At 62.6% G+C, this 15,133-nt stretch carries 16 protein-coding genes; 12 read left to right on the top strand and 4 right to left on the bottom strand.

What is annotated here, in order from left to right:
* Positions 1-79: 79 nt before the first annotated feature.
* Positions 80-622: an LON peptidase substrate-binding domain-containing protein gene (locus tag ACZ5WQ_RS09180; RefSeq protein WP_269688687.1), complete on the top strand. Its 543-nt coding sequence runs from the start codon at positions 80-82 to the stop codon at positions 620-622.
* A 3-nt stretch (positions 623-625) separates the two neighbouring features.
* On the opposite strand, the gene ACZ5WQ_RS09175 is transcribed toward ACZ5WQ_RS09180, so the two are convergent.
* Together ACZ5WQ_RS09175 and ACZ5WQ_RS09170 are read right to left on the bottom strand one after the other, a co-directional pair.
* Entirely contained in the window at positions 626-1,837 is a 1,212-nt protein-coding gene (locus ACZ5WQ_RS09175) for a DedA family protein (RefSeq protein ID WP_228245238.1), read from the bottom strand.
* On the bottom strand, positions 1,831-2,601 hold the full coding sequence (locus ACZ5WQ_RS09170; protein ID WP_464382205.1) for a DNA-3-methyladenine glycosylase: 771 nt from the start codon (positions 2,599-2,601) through the stop codon (positions 1,831-1,833). Before ACZ5WQ_RS09170 ends, ACZ5WQ_RS09175 begins: the two co-directional genes overlap by 7 nt.
* A gap of 92 nt (positions 2,602-2,693) precedes the next feature.
* On the opposite strand from ACZ5WQ_RS09170, the gene ACZ5WQ_RS09165 reads away from it, so the two are divergent.
* From ACZ5WQ_RS09165 to lipB, 11 genes are read left to right on the top strand one after another with little or no spacing between them, the layout of a single operon-like run.
* On the top strand, positions 2,694-3,959 hold the full coding sequence (locus ACZ5WQ_RS09165; protein ID WP_285676418.1) for a glutamate-5-semialdehyde dehydrogenase: 1,266 nt from the start codon (positions 2,694-2,696) through the stop codon (positions 3,957-3,959).
* A 10-nt stretch (positions 3,960-3,969) separates the two neighbouring features.
* The gene (gene nadD / locus ACZ5WQ_RS09160; RefSeq protein WP_228245242.1) at positions 3,970-4,608 is read left to right on the top strand and encodes a nicotinate-nucleotide adenylyltransferase; all 639 of its coding nucleotides are present in this window, start codon (positions 3,970-3,972) and stop codon (positions 4,606-4,608) included.
* 8 nt (positions 4,609-4,616) lie between these two features.
* Positions 4,617-4,973 carry a ribosome silencing factor gene (gene rsfS / locus ACZ5WQ_RS09155; RefSeq protein WP_088273476.1) on the top strand — a complete coding sequence of 119 codons (357 nt, stop codon included), beginning with the start codon at positions 4,617-4,619 and terminating at the stop codon, positions 4,971-4,973.
* Between the two features lie 6 nt (positions 4,974-4,979).
* Complete coding sequence (gene rlmH / locus ACZ5WQ_RS09150; protein ID WP_228245243.1) at positions 4,980-5,447, top strand: 23S rRNA (pseudouridine(1915)-N(3))-methyltransferase RlmH; 468 nt, start codon at positions 4,980-4,982, stop codon at positions 5,445-5,447.
* 3 nt (positions 5,448-5,450) lie between these two features.
* Positions 5,451-7,334, top strand: a complete 1,884-nt coding sequence (gene mrdA / locus ACZ5WQ_RS09145) for a penicillin-binding protein 2 (RefSeq protein ID WP_228245245.1) — start codon at positions 5,451-5,453, stop codon at positions 7,332-7,334.
* The gene (gene rodA, locus ACZ5WQ_RS09140) at positions 7,331-8,464 is read left to right on the top strand and encodes a rod shape-determining protein RodA (RefSeq protein ID WP_228245246.1); all 1,134 of its coding nucleotides are present in this window, start codon (positions 7,331-7,333) and stop codon (positions 8,462-8,464) included. The genes mrdA and rodA overlap by 4 nt, the downstream gene beginning before the upstream one ends.
* Entirely contained in the window at positions 8,461-9,501 is a 1,041-nt protein-coding gene (gene mltB, locus ACZ5WQ_RS09135) for a lytic murein transglycosylase B (RefSeq protein WP_373314995.1), read from the top strand. The genes rodA and mltB overlap by 4 nt, the downstream gene beginning before the upstream one ends.
* Positions 9,501-10,418 (top strand): septal ring lytic transglycosylase RlpA family protein, encoded by a 918-nt coding sequence (locus ACZ5WQ_RS09130; protein ID WP_464383640.1) that lies wholly within the window; start codon positions 9,501-9,503, stop codon positions 10,416-10,418. Before mltB ends, ACZ5WQ_RS09130 begins: the two co-directional genes overlap by 1 nt.
* Before the next feature lie 45 nt (positions 10,419-10,463).
* The gene (locus ACZ5WQ_RS09125) at positions 10,464-11,663 is read left to right on the top strand and encodes a D-alanyl-D-alanine carboxypeptidase family protein (RefSeq protein ID WP_228245249.1); all 1,200 of its coding nucleotides are present in this window, start codon (positions 10,464-10,466) and stop codon (positions 11,661-11,663) included.
* 11 nt (positions 11,664-11,674) lie between these two features.
* Positions 11,675-11,953, top strand: coding sequence for an HP0495 family protein (locus ACZ5WQ_RS09120; protein WP_228245250.1), 279 nt, complete (start codon positions 11,675-11,677; stop codon positions 11,951-11,953).
* Positions 11,953-12,585 (top strand): lipoyl(octanoyl) transferase LipB, encoded by a 633-nt coding sequence (lipB, locus tag ACZ5WQ_RS09115; RefSeq protein ID WP_269686912.1) that lies wholly within the window; start codon positions 11,953-11,955, stop codon positions 12,583-12,585. The genes ACZ5WQ_RS09120 and lipB overlap by 1 nt, the downstream gene beginning before the upstream one ends.
* Positions 12,586-12,618: 33 nt before the next feature.
* Here lipB and lipA read toward each other — a convergent pair whose 3' ends face one another.
* On the bottom strand, positions 12,619-13,668 hold the full coding sequence (gene lipA / locus ACZ5WQ_RS09110) for a lipoyl synthase (protein WP_233048316.1): 1,050 nt from the start codon (positions 13,666-13,668) through the stop codon (positions 12,619-12,621).
* 123 nt (positions 13,669-13,791) lie between these two features.
* A complete protein-coding gene (locus tag ACZ5WQ_RS09105) occupies positions 13,792-15,093 on the bottom strand; it encodes a lytic murein transglycosylase (RefSeq protein WP_269686914.1) in 1,302 nt (433 codons plus the stop codon).
* Positions 15,094-15,133: the final 40 nt, after the last annotated feature.

Below are 15,133 nucleotides of genomic sequence, written 5' to 3'. Positions count from 1 at the left end.
GCTATGTCGTGTCGCAGTTGATGGCAAGGGGGATGTTGTGAGCGAGCAGGTCGCGCTTTTTCCGCTGAAGACCGTGTTGATGCCGGGCTGTTATCTGGATTTGCAGATATTTGAAGCGCGCTATCTCGATATGGTCAGCCGCTGCTTTCGTCAGCAGCAGGGTTTCGTTGTCGTCGGGCTTGAGGAAGGTTCTGAGGTGGGTTCGAGCAACCTGCGTTTCAGCGCCATTGGCTGCGAGGCGCGGATTATTGACTGGCAGCAGCGCGACAACGGCCTGTTGGGGATTCGTGTCGAGGGGCACCGCCGGGCTCGGCTTGCGCAGGTCGAGGTGGCCGCCGATGGCTTGGTATGTGCTGAAGCACAGTGGTTGCCGGAGGCCCTCGATGCGCCGCTGGAGGCCGAGCACGACGAGTTGCTGGCGTTGCACGCGGCTTTGCTGGAACACCCGCTGGTCAGCAATCTGCAGATGCCGGCGGTTGCCGGGAGTCAGCAGGCGCTGGCCTGGCAGCTGGGCTATCTGCTGCCGCTCAGCATGGAACAGAAGACCTCGTTGCTGGCAATGACGCCGCCATTGGAGCGGCTTGATCAGATTGGTGACTGGCTGGCGCAAATGCAGGCATAAAGGCTACGGTGCCGTCAGCAGCAACCAGCATGCGATCAGATAAGGCCAGGATGCGACCAGCAGTCTTGCCAGGGGCGGCATTGGTGCCAGCGGGCTGGCGCGCTGGACCAGCCAGCTGGACAGCAGCACTGCACTGCTGGCGCACAGCAGGCTGCTCAGCAGCGCCATCGGATCGGCAACCTGTTGCAGCAGCAGGTTGCTGTCGAGCAGCGCCAGCAGTGGCAACGGATAGAGTAACCAGCTGACCCGGGTCCAGAATCCCTGCCCCCGGTTGCAAAGCACGATGCTGACTCCCAGCATGGCCGTGATCAGGGCGGCAATGCTGCTGGCCGTGGACAGCTCGGCCAGCCAGCTCAGAGCAAGGGTCAGCGTCAGGGCGAGCAGAAGCAGCCAGCACGCGCCCCATTGCCGGGCCAGCAGCAGGCTCAGGGGGATCGGCAGGGCCAGCAGCAGCACCTCCGGCTGTGGCCGGGCAAGCGCTGGCAGGCCAGGCAGCTGCAGGTGCTCCCGGCTGGCAACCAGAGTGGCGCTGAATACATCCAGTGTGTGCTGCTGCAGGATCAGCACCAGCAGTGCCAGCAGGCACAGGCCGGCAGCTGCCAGCGGGCTCCAGCGGCGCTGCCAGCGCAACAGGTAAAGGCTACCGCCCAGCACAATCGCGGCGCCGGCGGCCAGGTTCAGCGCCTGGCCCCAGAACAGTGGGGGGACGGCCCAGCTTGCTGCCTGCCCTGCGGTGTAGCCGGGAATAAGGTAAGCAGGCGCCCAGGCCAGAGCCGAAAGAACGTTGATGGCGATAAAGCGCCAGGCAGGCATGTCGAACATGCCGGCGATCATCGGGATGATCGGGCGCAGCGGGCCGATAAAGCGGCCAAGTACCACGCTTAGCCAGCCGTAGCGGCGGAAAAAGCGTTCCCCCTGGTCAATCCACTGCGGATTGCGCCGGAACAGCGGGAGGCGGCGAATGTCCTGATGAAACCAGCGGCCCAGGGCAAAGCTGAGCAAGTCGCCCAGCACGGCTCCGGCAAAGGCCCAGATGACGGCCTCGGTCAGTGATACGCCGGCGCCCGCTGCCAGTGCGGAAATGGCGAACAGCAGGAAGACGCCAGGCACCACCAGTCCGGCTACCGCCAGCGATTCGGTGAGCGAGACCAGGAAAATGGCAATGCCGAGCCACTGCTGGTGGCTTGCCAGCCAGTCCGTGAGGGAACTCAGCATGTCACATCCCCTGTGCTCGCGCTGGCGTTGGCCAGAGCCTGTGCATGATCCATTGTCCGATAGTCGCGGCCGGGCAGTCGGCTGCGCCCCAGCGGGTTGCGGGTGCAGTGCGGGGCATAGGCAGCGTCTACCCAGCGATACGGCAGATGTTCATCGCGGCCGCTCGGAATGCCGAGGCGAGGAGCCTGAATCACCTGCTCGGGGCGGTAGCCGTCATCCTCAATCAGCAGCCAGTGTGCATCGAACCTGCGGGCGTTCCATTCCGGTACCCGAATGGCCAGCGAGCGGCACAGCAGCGTCTGTCCGGCGCACAGGCGCTCGGGACGGCGTGGCTGGCCATTGCGCTGCGGGTTGAGTTGTTGCATGCGCGTGAGGCTGCTTGGCGGGCTGATGGCATCGATGACCGGATGCGCTGATTTGATCAGTACGCCACAGCCTTCGCCCAGCGCGCTGCAATTCATCGAGTCGCCGCCACGGGCGTAGTACATGTAAATGGTGCCAGGGTCCATGAACAGGGCGCGCCTGGCCTGGGTGAACCCCAGCGAAGCGTGACTGCCGCGCTCCTCCAGCAGGTAGGCCTCGGTCTCGATGATGCGGGCGGCCAGCCACTGGTCGCCGAGCCGTCGGCGAATGACCTTGCCCAACAGCGCAACCGCCAGTTCGCGTGCGTCGCGCTGAAAGAACCGCTCTGGCAACGGGGTCGGAGAGGGACGGTTGGTACGGGTATCGGGCATGGGATCATGGTAGCAGGGGTTGCATGACACATTGAATTGCACAGCGACCGCAGGCGGCGCTGTCAAGCCAATGGCGAGCCCGCTATAATGCCGCATTTGGCCAGACAGGGGCAGGTGACAGCATGAGCGTTGAACAGGTAGCGGTATACATGACCGAGCTGGGGCAGAAGGCCCGCAAGGCCTCGCGAGTGATTGCCCGCACCCCGACCGCCGTCAAGAATGCTGCCCTGCTGGCTACCGCCGAGGCGATTGAAGCGGCCGCCGAGCGTCTGGTTGCAGCCAATGAGCTGGACCTGCAGGCCGGCCGCGACAACGGCCTTGATGAGGCGATGCTCGACCGTCTGGCGCTCACGCCGGCCCGTCTGGCCGCTATGGTCGAAGGCTTGCGCCAGGTGGCGGCACTTCCCGACCCGGTGGGCGCCATTCGCGACATGAAGTTTCTGCCTTCGGGCATCCAGGTTGGCAAGATGCGCGTGCCGCTCGGTGTGATCGGCATCATCTATGAGTCGCGTCCGAACGTGACCGTCGAGGCTGCCAGTCTGTGCCTCAAGTCCGGCAATGCCTGCATTCTGCGTGGTGGTTCCGAGTCCATCCATTCCAACCGAGCGATCGCCGAGTGCCTGCGTGAAGGGCTGGCGGCAGCGGGTCTGCCCAACGAGGTCGTGCAGGTGGTGGAAACCACCGATCGCGCCGCCGTGGGTGCGTTGATCACCATGCCCGAATACGTTGACGTGATCGTGCCGCGCGGCGGCAAGGGCCTGATCGAGCGCATCAGCAAGGACGCGCGTGTGCCGGTGATCAAGCACCTGGACGGCATCTGCCACGTCTACGTTGATGACCGCGCCGATTTCGACAAGGCCGAGGCCATCGTCATCAACGCCAAGACCCACCGCTATGGCGTGTGCAACGCGATGGAGACGCTGCTCGTTAACGAAGCCGTCGCCGAGTCGTTCCTCACACGTGTTGCCCCGCTCTATGCCGCCAAGGGCGTTGAGCTGCGTGGCTGCCCGGCGACCTGCGCGCTGCTGCCGGAGGCGGTAGCCGCGACCGAAGAAGACTGGTCAACCGAGTATCTGGCGCCGATTCTGTCGATCCGCATCGTTGCCGACATGGACGCCGCGATTGAGCACATCAACATCTACAGTTCGCAGCACACCGATGCGATGGTCTCGGAAGATTACACCCGTGCCCGTCGGTTCATTGCCGAAGTGGATTCCAGTTCGGTGATGATCAACGCCTCGACCCGCTTTGCCGATGGCTTCGAGTATGGTCTGGGTGCGGAGATCGGTATTTCCACCGACAAGATTCACGCTCGCGGTCCGGTTGGCCTGGAAGGGTTGACCAGCGAAAAGTACGTGGTGTTCGGTGACGGCCATATCCGTCAGTGAGCCGTTATTGATGCGCCGTGTCGGCCTGCTTGGCGGCACCTTTGATCCGGTGCATTTCGGGCATTTGCGCAGTGCGGTTGAAGTGTGCGAGCAGCTGCAGCTGGATGAGCTGAGGCTGATACCGAGTGCCCGTCCACCACACCGCGGAATGCCGGGAGCCACAGCTGCACAGCGGTTGCGGATGGTGGAGCTGGCGCTGGGGCAGGGTGGCGGTCTGCAGGTGGATGATCGGGAGCTGCAGCGTGAACGCCCGTCCTATACGGTAGAAACACTGGAATCGCTGCGCCAGGAACTGGGATCGGACGTGGCTCTGTTCATGGTGCTGGGCTGGGATGCCTTCTGCGGACTGCCGAGCTGGCACCGCTGGGAGTCGCTGCTGGAGTTGGCCAATCTGGTTGTGCTGCAGCGCCCTGATTACGACCTCGAAGTGCCGGAGGTGCTCAAGGATTTGCTGGCCGCGCGCAGCGCAGACCAGCCCGAGCGCAGCCACGGGCAGATCATCTGCCTGTCGCAGACGCCGCTGGCAATCTCGGCAACCCATATTCGCACGTTGGTAGGCAGCGGCGCGTCGCCGCGTTTTCTGTTGCCGGATGCGGTGCTTGACTATATTGAAAACGAAGGGCTGTATCGGCCCTCTACTAAGGATTGAAAATCTACATGCAGATTGAAGAACTGGTTCAGTTGGTGGTCGACGCGCTCGAAGAGCTGAAGGCCAAGGACATCGTCAAGATCGATGTGCGCGAACACACCAGCGTTACCGACTACATGATTATCGCCAGCGGCAGCTCCAACCGTCAGGTCAAGGCGCTGGCAGACAACGTCGTGGAGAAGGCCAAGGATGCCGGCCGTCAACCGATGGGCGTTGAGGGCAAGGAGTCTGGCGAGTGGGTGCTGGTCGATCTGGCCGATGTGGTCGTGCACATCATGCAGCCGGCTACCCGCGAGTTCTATGACCTTGAGCGCCTGTGGCAGAGCGCCGAGTCACGTCGGGCACAGCACCAGCCGACGGAGTAATCGACCTTGCGCATTCGCCTGATCAGCGTGGCCTCACGCATGCCGCGCTGGGTCGAGGACGGCTATCAGGAGTACGCCAAGCGCATGCCGCCTGACTTGCCTCTGGAGCTGGTCGAGATCCCGTTGACGACCCGCGGCAAGAATGCCGACGTGGCACGCCTGATGCGCCGTGAGGGTGAGCAGATGCTGGCTGCGGTGCAACCGGGGGAACGTATCGTGACTCTGGAGGTCAATGGTCGCGCCTGGTCTACCGAGACGCTGGCGGAGCAGCTCGAGAGCTGGCGGCTGGATGCGCGCAACGTGAACCTCATGGTGGGCGGCCCCGAGGGGCTGGCCGAAGAGGTTGCCGCACGCAGCGATCAGCGCTGGTCGTTGTCGCCGCTGACGTTGCCGCATCCGTTGGTGCGTATCCTGCTGGCGGAGCAGCTGTACCGGGCCTGGACCATTCTCAATCGTCATCCCTATCACAAGTGATTCATGGCCAAGCCGATTCACCTGAAAGATCATAACCATGATGCCCGTATCGTCCAGCGTCGCCTGATTCTGGCTGCGGTGTTCATTCTGGGGCTGGTTGGCGCGCTGGTTGCGCGCATGTATTACCTGCAGGTGACCCAGTACGAGTATCACTCGACGCTGTCCGAGAACAACCGGGTCCATGTTCAGCCCATTCCGCCGACTCGCGGTCGTATCTACGACCGTAACGGGGTGGTGCTGGCGGAGAATCGGCCCAGCTTCAGCCTGACTATTACCCGTGACCGGGTTGAGGATCTGCCGGCCACCTTCGAGCTGCTCAAGTCCCTGCTCGAACTCAGCGAGGAGGACGCGGCGCAGGCAGAGCGCCGGCTGTCGCAGGCTCGTCGCCCGTTCGAGTCGGTGCCGGTGATGTTCGAGCTGACCCAGGAACAGATTGCGCGTATTGCGATCAACCAGTTCCGCCTGCCCGGCGTCGACGTTCAGGCGAGCTTCGTGCGCTATTACCCCTTCGCCGATCACTTTGCCCATGCTCTGGGTTATGTTGGCCGCATCAACGAGCAGGAGCTCAAGTCAATTGATCCGGTCGCCTATGCCGGCACCCACTACATCGGCAAAACCGGTATCGAACGGTATTACGAGCAGCTGCTGCACGGCACCGTCGGCTATGAGGAGGTGGAAACCAATGCCCGCGGCCGCGTGCTGCGGGTGCTCAATCGTACCGACCCGATTCCCGGCCGCGATCTGACTCTGGAGCTGGACGTCAAGCTTCAGCAGGTAGCTGAGGAGGCGCTGGGTGATCGCCGCGGCGCGGTAGTGGCTATCGATCCTGCCACCGGCGGGGTGCTGGCCTTTGTCAGCAAGCCCGGTTTTGACCCCAATCTGTTCGTGACCGGCATCAGCTATGCCGATTACGGCGCCTTGCGTGATTCGCTCGACCAGCCGCTGTTCAACCGGGTGCTGCGGGGCCAGTATCCGCCAGGCTCGACGATCAAGCCGATTGTTGCGCTGGCGGGTCTGGATGCGGGTGTGGTAACCCGTACCAGTCGGGTCTATGACCCTGGCTTTTATCAACTGCCCAATGTCAGCCACAAATACCGCAACTGGAATCGCTCAGGGGACGGCTGGGTTGATATGTCCTATGCCATTGCCCGTTCCAACGATACCTACTTTTACGATCTGGCCAACAAGCTGGGCATTGATCGGATGCACGATTTCATGAGTCAGTTCGGGATCGGTCAGCGTGTATCGATCGACATGTACGAAGAGGCTGCCGGGCTCATGCCGTCCAGTAGCTGGAAACGCACCAAGTACCGCCAGCCCTGGTATCCGGGGGAAACCCTGATTGCCGGCATTGGCCAGGGGTACATGCTGGCTACTCCGCTGCAGCTGGCCCAGTCCACTGCATTGATTGCCAGTCGCGGTGTCTGGCACCGCCCGCGGCTGTTGAAGAACGCCGAAGGCGTGCTGCCGGACGAATCCGAGACCCCGCCGAATATTCAGCTGCGCAACCCCGCAGACTGGGATTTCATTACCCAGGCCATGCAGGATGTCATGCAGTCGCCCCATGGAACTGCGAGGGCTGCAGCCGCAGGCGCGACCTACAACATGGCAGGCAAGAGCGGTACTGCTCAGGTGGTAGCGATTGCCCAGGGTGAGCGGTACGACTCCGCTGCGCTGCGCGAGCGGCATCGCGACCATGCCCTGTTTGTCGGTTTTGCACCGACCGAGAACCCCATGATCGCGGTTGCTGCCCTGGTCGAGAACGGTGAGGGGGGCGGCCGGGTTGCCGGTCCTGTGGTGAGGGCTGTGTTTGACGCCTGGGTAGTGCCGCGCCTTGAGGCCGAGCAGCAGCAGGGGCACGCCGAATCTCAGGAGAATGGACAATGAAGTCGATTCCGGTTTCCAGTCATGGTCTTCGGCGGCGCGAGTCGATCTGGATGCGCATTCACGTCGATCCTTGGCTCTTGCTGCTTATTCTTGCGCTGGCAACGGTGGATGCCTTTGTTCTCTATTCCGCCAGTGGCAAGAGCATGCCGATGGTAGTGCGACAGATGGCGTATTTCGCAGTAGGTATCTCGGCGATGATCGTAGTGGCGCAGTTCCAGCCGCGTTTTATGCAGCGCTGGGTGCCGGTTGCCTACATAGGCGGTGCGCTGCTGTTGCTGGCCGTACTGCTGGTGGGTACCGAGGCAAAGGGCGCTCAGCGCTGGTTGACGATCCCCGGGGTGACACGTTTCCAACCGTCGGAAATCATGAAGCTGGTCATGCCGATGAGCGTCGCCTGGTACCTCGGACGGCGTAATCTGCCGCCGAGCTTCAAGCAGGTGGTGGTCACCCTGGCGATCATATTTGTGCCGACCTTGCTGATTCTCAAGCAGCCTGATCTCGGTACCTCTTTGCTCATCGCCGCATCCGGCATTTTTGCCCTGTTGCTGGCCGGCCTGCGCTGGCGCTACATTATCGGTGCCCTGCTGGCGCTGGCTCCGGCGGCGGCCGGTATGTGGTACTTCGTCATGCATGGCTACCAGAAGCAGCGCGTGCTGACCTTCCTCAACCCGGAGAGTGATCCGCTGGGTTCCGGCTGGAACATCATCCAGTCCAAGGCGGCCATTGGCTCGGGCGGGGTGTTCGGCAAAGGCTGGCTGCAGGGCACCCAGTCTCATCTCGATTTTCTGCCAGAAGGGCATACCGATTTCATCATCGCGGTACTGGCCGAGGAGTTCGGCATGGTGGGTGTCTGCCTGCTGCTGGGGGTCTATCTGCTGGTTATCGCCCGTGGCATGGTGATCACGTTGCAAGCCCAGGATGCTTTCTGCAAACTGCTGGCGGGCAGTATTACGTTGACCTTTTTCGTATATGTCTTCGTCAACATCGGCATGGTCAGCGGCCTGCTGCCGGTGGTGGGGGTGCCGCTGCCGTTTATCAGCTACGGGGGAACCTCGCTGGTGACCCTGTTACTCGGATTCGGAATCCTCATGTCGATCCAGACGCACAAGAAATGGATGGCACAAAATTGATCGTATCTTCGTTTTTCCGGCGTGCCCGTTTGGGCGCGGCGTTGCGTACCTGCTCCACGGCGCTGGCTGCCGCGCTGCTTGCCACTGGCGCTGCCGCCTTGCAGGCGGGGGACTATGGCCCTGATCATCCGGGGGTACCGGATTTTGTGCGGCAGATGCAGAGTGAGCACGGCTTCAGTGCCGAGCACGTGCAGGCACTGCTGGATCAGGCGGTGCACCAGGACAACATCATCAAGGCGATCTCGCGTCCGGCCGAGCGGGTCAAACCCTGGCATGAGTACCGCGCTATCTTCATTACCGATCAGCGCATCGAGCGTGGGCTGGCGTTCTGGGCAGAACATGCCGATACGCTCGCGCGGGCCGAGCGGGAGTACGGTGTAGAGCCGGAGGTGATTCTGGCTATCATCGGCGTCGAGACCTTCTACGGCCGCAACATGGGCTCGTATCGCGTCCTCGATGCGCTAGCGACCCTGGGGTTCGACTACCCGCCGCGTGCCGACTTTTTCCGCAAGCAGTTGATGAGCTACATGGTGCTGACCCGTGAGCAGCAGATCGACCCGCTGACCCTCAAGGGGTCGTACGCGGGTGCGATGGGTTTCGGCCAGTTCATCCCGTCCAGCTACCAGGCCTATGCCGTCGACTTTGATGGCGACGGCAAGGTTGATATCTGGAACAACCCGGTTGATGCGATCGGCAGTGTTGCCAACTATTTCCACCAGCACGGCTGGACACACGGCGCCCGGGTCGCCATCGAGGCACAGGTCAGCGGCGACCGCTACCGGGACGGGTTGACCGAGCCCAAGGGCCTGGAAGCGCGGCAGAGTGTTGGCGAACTCAAGGCACTGGGCTGGACACCGCAGGCCACCCTGGCAGACGATGAGCAGGTCATGGCTTTCGAGTTCGACGCCGGGGAACGAATGCAGTACTGGGTGGGTCTGAACAACCTGTACGTCATCACCCGCTACAATCGCAGCGTCATGTATGCCATGGTGGTACATCAACTCGCAGACCTGTTACGTGAGGCCAGGCCCGAATGATGCCGAATGTCCTGTCATCCATGCGTTATGTGCTGCTCGGCGCTCTGGCCGCGCTCGCTGCCTGCTCATCCAATCCGCAGAGCGGACCCTCGACCAGCCCTGGCGCCGCTGCGGGCGCGCCGGCCGACAGCCGGCCGCTGCGTGACGGGCCACCCAGCTATATGCAGGATGTATCGCTGATTCCGGATGCGGTGCCGACGCCGCACACCGGGGCATTCAAGGCGTCGCCCTACACGGTCCTTGGCCAGCGTTACCATCCGATGCAGGATGGCCGCAGCTATCGGGAGGAGGGCACAGCGTCCTGGTACGGCACCAAGTTCCACGGTCAGCACACCGCCAATGGCGAGGTATACGATCTGTATGGGATGTCTGCCGCACACAAGACCTTGCCGTTGCCGACCTACGTTCAGGTCACCAACCTTGATAATCAGCGTAAGGTGATTGTCCGGGTCAATGACCGTGGGCCCTTCTATTCGGACCGGATTATCGACCTGTCCTTCGCCGCAGCAAAAAAACTGGGGTTTGCTGATCAGGGTACGGCCAGGGTGCGGGTCGAAGGCATTGATCCGGTGGCCTGGCAGCAACAGAACAACCCTGACTATCTGGTGACCCGAGAGGCCGTTGCCGCGGCACCGGTCATGGCCGCGCTGCCGCCAGAGCCGGTCGAGAACGTGCAGGCCGGGGGGTATTATCTTCAGGTTGGTGCATTTTCATCCGATCAGGCCGCACAGGCGCTGCGTCAGCGCGTGATGGGCCTGGTTGGCAGCAATGTCCGGGTCAGCCCGGTACAGATTGATTCCCGTACCCTGCATCGTGTCAGGGTGGGGCCGCTGAATACTCAGGACGAGGCTCGACGGATGATGGAAACCCTGCGCGTAGCCAACCTGGGGACGCCTGCATTGGTCACTTCCAACTGATTTTAGTACCCGCGTAAACGCAACCCACCATTGATTGTGAGCACCATGTTGAAAAAACTGATTTCGACCCTGCTGATTACCTCCGTCGCGGCTCTGACGCTGACCGCTCAGGCACAGACGCCGGCCCGCCCGACCCTGAATGCGCCGTCGGCGGCTGCGCCGATCGTGCCGACTGCGCCGGAGCTGGCAGCGACCAGCTATCTGCTGATTGATGCCAACAGTGGCGCCGTGCTGGTGGAGCATAATGCCGATACTCCCCTGCCGCCGGCCAGCCTGACCAAGATGATGACCAGCTATATCGTCAGTCAGGAAATCAAGCGCGGCCAGATCGGCGAGAATGATCCGGTGCTGGTCAGCGAGAAGGCCTGGCGCATGGGTGGTTCGAAAATGTTCATCCGCGTCGGTACCGAGGTATCGGTAATCGACCTGCTGCGCGGCGTCATTATCCAGTCCGGCAACGATGCCAGTATTGCTTTGGCCGAGCACGTTGCCGGCAGCGAGGATGCCTTTGCCGACCTGATGAATGCGCAAGCGCAGCGGCTTGGCATGACCAACACGCACTTCGTCAACGCGACCGGCTGGCCGGCCGAGGATCACTATGCCTCGGCCCGTGATCTGGCGATTCTTGCGCAGGCGATCATTCGGGATGATCCGAAATCCCACTATGCGATCTACGGTGAGAAGGAGTTCGTCTGGAATGATATCCGTCAGCCCAACCGCAACCTGATGCTCTGGCGCGACAGTACGGTGGATGGCCTGAAGACCGGTCACACCGACGAGGCGGGTTTCTGTCTGGTAGCGTCGGCCAAGCGCGATGACATGCGTCTGATCTCGGTGGTGATGGGCACCACGAGCGAGGCGGCCCGGGCCGCAGAAACCCAGAAGTTGCTTACCTGGGGCTTCCGCTTCTTTGAAACCAAAACCTTCTATCAGCCGGGTCAGGTTCTGGCCGATGAACGGGTCTGGAAAGGCGCGCAGAGCTCCGTGCAGCTGGGGCTGCAGGACGGTCTGATGCTGACGCTGCCGAAGGGCCAGGCAGACAAGCTGGAGGCCAGCCTGAGCTTGAATAAGCCGCTCATTGCCCCCATTCAGGTGGGAGACGTGTTGGGTGAAGTCGAGGTGAAGCTCGGTGAAGAGGTTGTTCACAAGGCGCCTCTGGTTGCACTCACTGCGGTTGAAGAGGGCGGTTTGTTTGGTCGTCTGTGGGACAGTATTCGTCTGTTCTTCTACGGCCTGTTTGATTGAGGAGGCCGCATATGGCCGATGTAACCGAGCCTCAGGCTCCAAAAATCGAATTTCCCTGTCAGTACCCGATCAAGGTGATCGGGACTGCCGGTGACGACTTTGCCGAGGTGATCTGCGAGGTGGTGGAGAAACACGCCCCCGGCATCGATACCACCACGGTCGAGATCAGGGACAGCAAGAACGGTCGTTTTCTGTCACTGCGGGTGGTCATCACGGCCACTGGTCAGGAGCAGCTCGAAGCACTGCATCGTGACCTCAAGGCCACCGGTCGCGTGCATATGGTGCTTTGATGGCAGGTCCTTCCGGGCTGGTCATTCGCCGCCTCGGGCTGGTGGACTATCAGCCCACCCTTGATGCCATGCGCCGGCTAACCGAGGAGCGTGGCGCCGATACTCCCGACGAAATCTGGCTGCTGCAGCACCCCCGGGTATTTACCCAGGGGCAGGCGGGCAAGGCTGAACATGTGCTGGCGCCCGGTGATATTCCGGTCATCAAGGTCGAGCGTGGTGGTCAGGTGACCTATCATGGCCCGGGGCAGCTGGTGGCCTATCTGATGCTGGATCTGCGCCGCAAGAACCTGGGCGTGCGCGACCTTGTGACTGCCATGGAGCAGAGCCTGGTCGACGTGCTGGCGCTGCATGGCGTCGAGGCGGCGCCGCGTGCGGATGCGCCGGGTGTTTATGTTGGTGCAGACAAGATTGCCTCGCTGGGGCTGCGGGTACGCCGCGGCTGCTCGTTCCACGGGCTGGCACTGAATCTGGATATGGATCTGGAGCCGTTTCGGCGGATCAACCCGTGTGGCTACGCCGGTCTGCGCATGACCCAGCTGACTGAGCACGTGGAGGGGCCGGTGGATATGCTTCTGGTCGAGGAGCAGCTGGCAACGGCGCTACGCAAGCGCCTTGGATACTTCGCAGAGTAGAGTTGTTCGGGCGCGTCTGCGCCCGGCTCGGTTTCAGCTCAGATTCAGGGTCGGAATCAGGCTGGCGTCGACTGCCTGGCCCGGCACTGGCGCAGGCGTGGCCAGGCCCAGGTTGTTCTTCTCGAATACCCTGTCGGCTCGGTAGCTGGAGCGCACCAGCGGGCCGGCGGCCACTTCCATAAAGCCCATCTCCAGACCGATCTCGCGATAGCGGTTGAACTCTTCAGGGCTGACCCAGCGTTGTACCGCCAAGTGATTGCGGGTCGGCTGCAGGTACTGGCCAAGGGTAACGATATCCACGCCGATTTCGCGCAGGTCCTTGAAGGTCTCCAGAATTTCGTCGTCGGTTTCACCCAGACCGACCATCAGGCTGGTCTTTGTCAGCACCTGCGGACGGTGCTTCTTGGCGTGGGCCAGCACGTCCAGGGTCTTGCGGTATCCGGCGCGCGGGTCGCGTACCTCGTGGGTCAGGCGTTCGACGGTTTCGACGTTCTGGGCGAAGACTTCCAGGCCTGAATCAACGACCGCTTCAATCGCGCTCAGCTCGCCGTCAAAGTCAGGCGTAAGGGCCTCGACGACCACCTGGGGCGTGCGTGCCTTGATCGCGCGCACGCAGGCGGCGTAATGGGCTGCGCCGCCGTCGTCCAGATCGTCCCGGTCGACCGAGGTCAGCACGATATAGCGCAGGGCCATCAGCTCGACGGATTTCGCGGTGTTCTCCGGTTCTTCCTTGTCCAGCCAGCCGTTCGGGTTGCCGGTGTCCACCGCGCAGAAGCGGCAGGCGCGGGTGCAGACCGATCCCATGAGCATGATGGTGGCGGTGCCGTTGGACCAGCACTCGCCCATATTGGGGCAATGGGATTCCTGGCAGACCGTGCTCAGGCGATGTTCGCTGACATTACGTTTGACTGCCTCAAAACGGTCACCGCCCGGTGCCTTGACCCGCAACCACTTGGGCTTTGGCGAAAACACCTGGGGTTCAGTGTTGGCGCGACGTTTCTGGCCATCCTTGATGGCGGCAATGCCCTGGGCGTTGCGAAACTTTTCGCCGCTGGCAACGGACTTCTGCGGGGTGTCGGACATGATCGGCAGGGCTCCTGGTAGAGGCTCCGTAGGGTGCTGAAATAGGCACGGGTCGGCTTGTGGCCGTCGCAAATTCTACCACAGTGGCACAAGCGCGCGCAGCGCTGAGCTGCGCGCTGACGATCATGGCCGGCGCAACGCCTCGAGCAGCTCGACCGAGGCGTAACCGTCGGCCGGCCAGCCCTGTTGCTGCTGGAAGCTGCGAATGGCGCGCCGGGTATTGGCGCCGATAATGCCGTCGATGCCGCCCGGCTCCAGGCTTTTCTCGGTCAGCAGGGTCTGCAGTTCGATGCGCTCACTGCGTGACAGTGGGCGGTCATCGGTCGGCCAGTCGGCGACGATCCGTCCGCCACCCTGAAACCGCTCGGACAGCAGGCCGATGGCCAGTGCATAACTCGACGAGTTGTTGTAGCGCATGATGGTGCTGAAGTTGTGCAGCAGCAGGAAGGCGGGGCCACGATGACCGGCGGGCAGCAGCAGCGCGGCGCGCTGGTCAGCCAGATTATCGGCAAGGCGCTGGCCTCCGGGGGTGGTGACGCCCAGCGCTTGCCATTCGGCAACGGTCTTCTTCACCGCCGGGTCGGCCTGGGCATAATCGAAGTTGGCTGGCAGCAGCACTTCCTGGCCCCAGGATTGGCCGGAGCGCCAGCCGGATTGCTGCAGGTAATGCGCAGCCGAGGCCAGGGCGTCGGCTGGTGAGTTCCAGATATCACGTTTGCCATTGCCATCGAAATCCACTGCGTACTGGTTGTAGGTGGTGGGAATAAACTGGGTCTGCCCCATGGCACCTGCCCATGACCCAAGCATGCCTGCCGGTTCGATGTCGCGGTGCTGCAGGATATCCAGTGCTGCCAGTAACTGATCGTGGGCAAAGCGCGGGCGTCGGCCCTCGTGGGCCAGGGTGGCCAACGAGCGAATAACCGGGCGGTTTCCCATGTTCTGGCCGTAGTTGCTCTCCAGCCCCCAGATGGCGGCCAGAATGTGCCGGTCTACCCCGTAGCGCTGTTCGATGGCATTCAGCGTCTCGCGTTGGGCGGCCAGGCGACTGCGGCCGGTCGATACCCGCTGGCTGGACATGGCGCTGTCGAGATAGGCCCACACTGGCCGGGAGAACTCGGGCTGGCTGCGGTCCGCCCTGATGACATCTTCATCCGGGGTGACGCCTGCGAAGGCGCGGTCAAAGAGTTCGGCGTCGATACCCTTGTCCAGTGCCTCCTGGCGAAAGCTGTCTCGCCATTGGGCGAATGTCTGCGGTTTGGGCGCTTGTGCCGGCACCGCTGCCGGCGCAACGGCTGCGGCGGGCGGCTGGGTCGGTGCCGCTTGCGCGAGCGCGGCGCTGGGTGCGTCTGCGCAGGCGGTGAGCCAGATAAGGCTGAACGAGGTGATCAGATGGAGGCGGGCCTTGCGGCTGAGGGGTGTTGGCATGCAGATTCTCTGGATTCTTGTCTGGGCTGTCGGGTGCTTT

This window comes from Halopseudomonas sp. T1L2, assembly GCF_055397385.1.
The sequence above is the reverse complement of the archived record's forward strand: the minus strand, read 5'-3'. Positions and strand labels throughout refer to the sequence as shown.

Excerpts from the sequence above, each read along its gene's own strand:
- ACZ5WQ_RS09130 (WP_464383640.1), top strand. The coding sequence starts at position 9,501 with ATGCCGAATGTCCTGTCATCCATGCGTTATGTGCTGCTCGGCGCTCTG.
- nadD (WP_228245242.1), top strand. The coding sequence starts at position 3,970 with ATGCGCCGTGTCGGCCTGCTTGGCGGCACCTTTGATCCGGTGCATTTC.
- ACZ5WQ_RS09120 (WP_228245250.1), top strand. The coding sequence starts at position 11,675 with ATGGCCGATGTAACCGAGCCTCAGGCTCCAAAAATCGAATTTCCCTGT.
- lipA (WP_233048316.1), bottom strand. The coding sequence starts at position 13,668 with ATGTCCGACACCCCGCAGAAGTCCGTTGCCAGCGGCGAAAAGTTTCGC.
- mrdA (WP_228245245.1), top strand. The coding sequence starts at position 5,451 with ATGGCCAAGCCGATTCACCTGAAAGATCATAACCATGATGCCCGTATC.
- ACZ5WQ_RS09165 (WP_285676418.1), top strand. The coding sequence starts at position 2,694 with ATGAGCGTTGAACAGGTAGCGGTATACATGACCGAGCTGGGGCAGAAG.
- ACZ5WQ_RS09125 (WP_228245249.1), top strand. The coding sequence starts at position 10,464 with ATGTTGAAAAAACTGATTTCGACCCTGCTGATTACCTCCGTCGCGGCT.
- ACZ5WQ_RS09180 (WP_269688687.1), top strand. The coding sequence starts at position 80 with ATGCCGGGCTGTTATCTGGATTTGCAGATATTTGAAGCGCGCTATCTC.
- ACZ5WQ_RS09105 (WP_269686914.1), bottom strand. The coding sequence starts at position 15,093 with ATGCCAACACCCCTCAGCCGCAAGGCCCGCCTCCATCTGATCACCTCG.
- rsfS (WP_088273476.1), top strand. The coding sequence starts at position 4,617 with ATGCAGATTGAAGAACTGGTTCAGTTGGTGGTCGACGCGCTCGAAGAG.
- lipB (WP_269686912.1), top strand. The coding sequence starts at position 11,953 with ATGGCAGGTCCTTCCGGGCTGGTCATTCGCCGCCTCGGGCTGGTGGAC.
- ACZ5WQ_RS09175 (WP_228245238.1), bottom strand. The coding sequence starts at position 1,837 with ATGCTGAGTTCCCTCACGGACTGGCTGGCAAGCCACCAGCAGTGGCTC.
- rodA (WP_228245246.1), top strand. The coding sequence starts at position 7,331 with ATGAAGTCGATTCCGGTTTCCAGTCATGGTCTTCGGCGGCGCGAGTCG.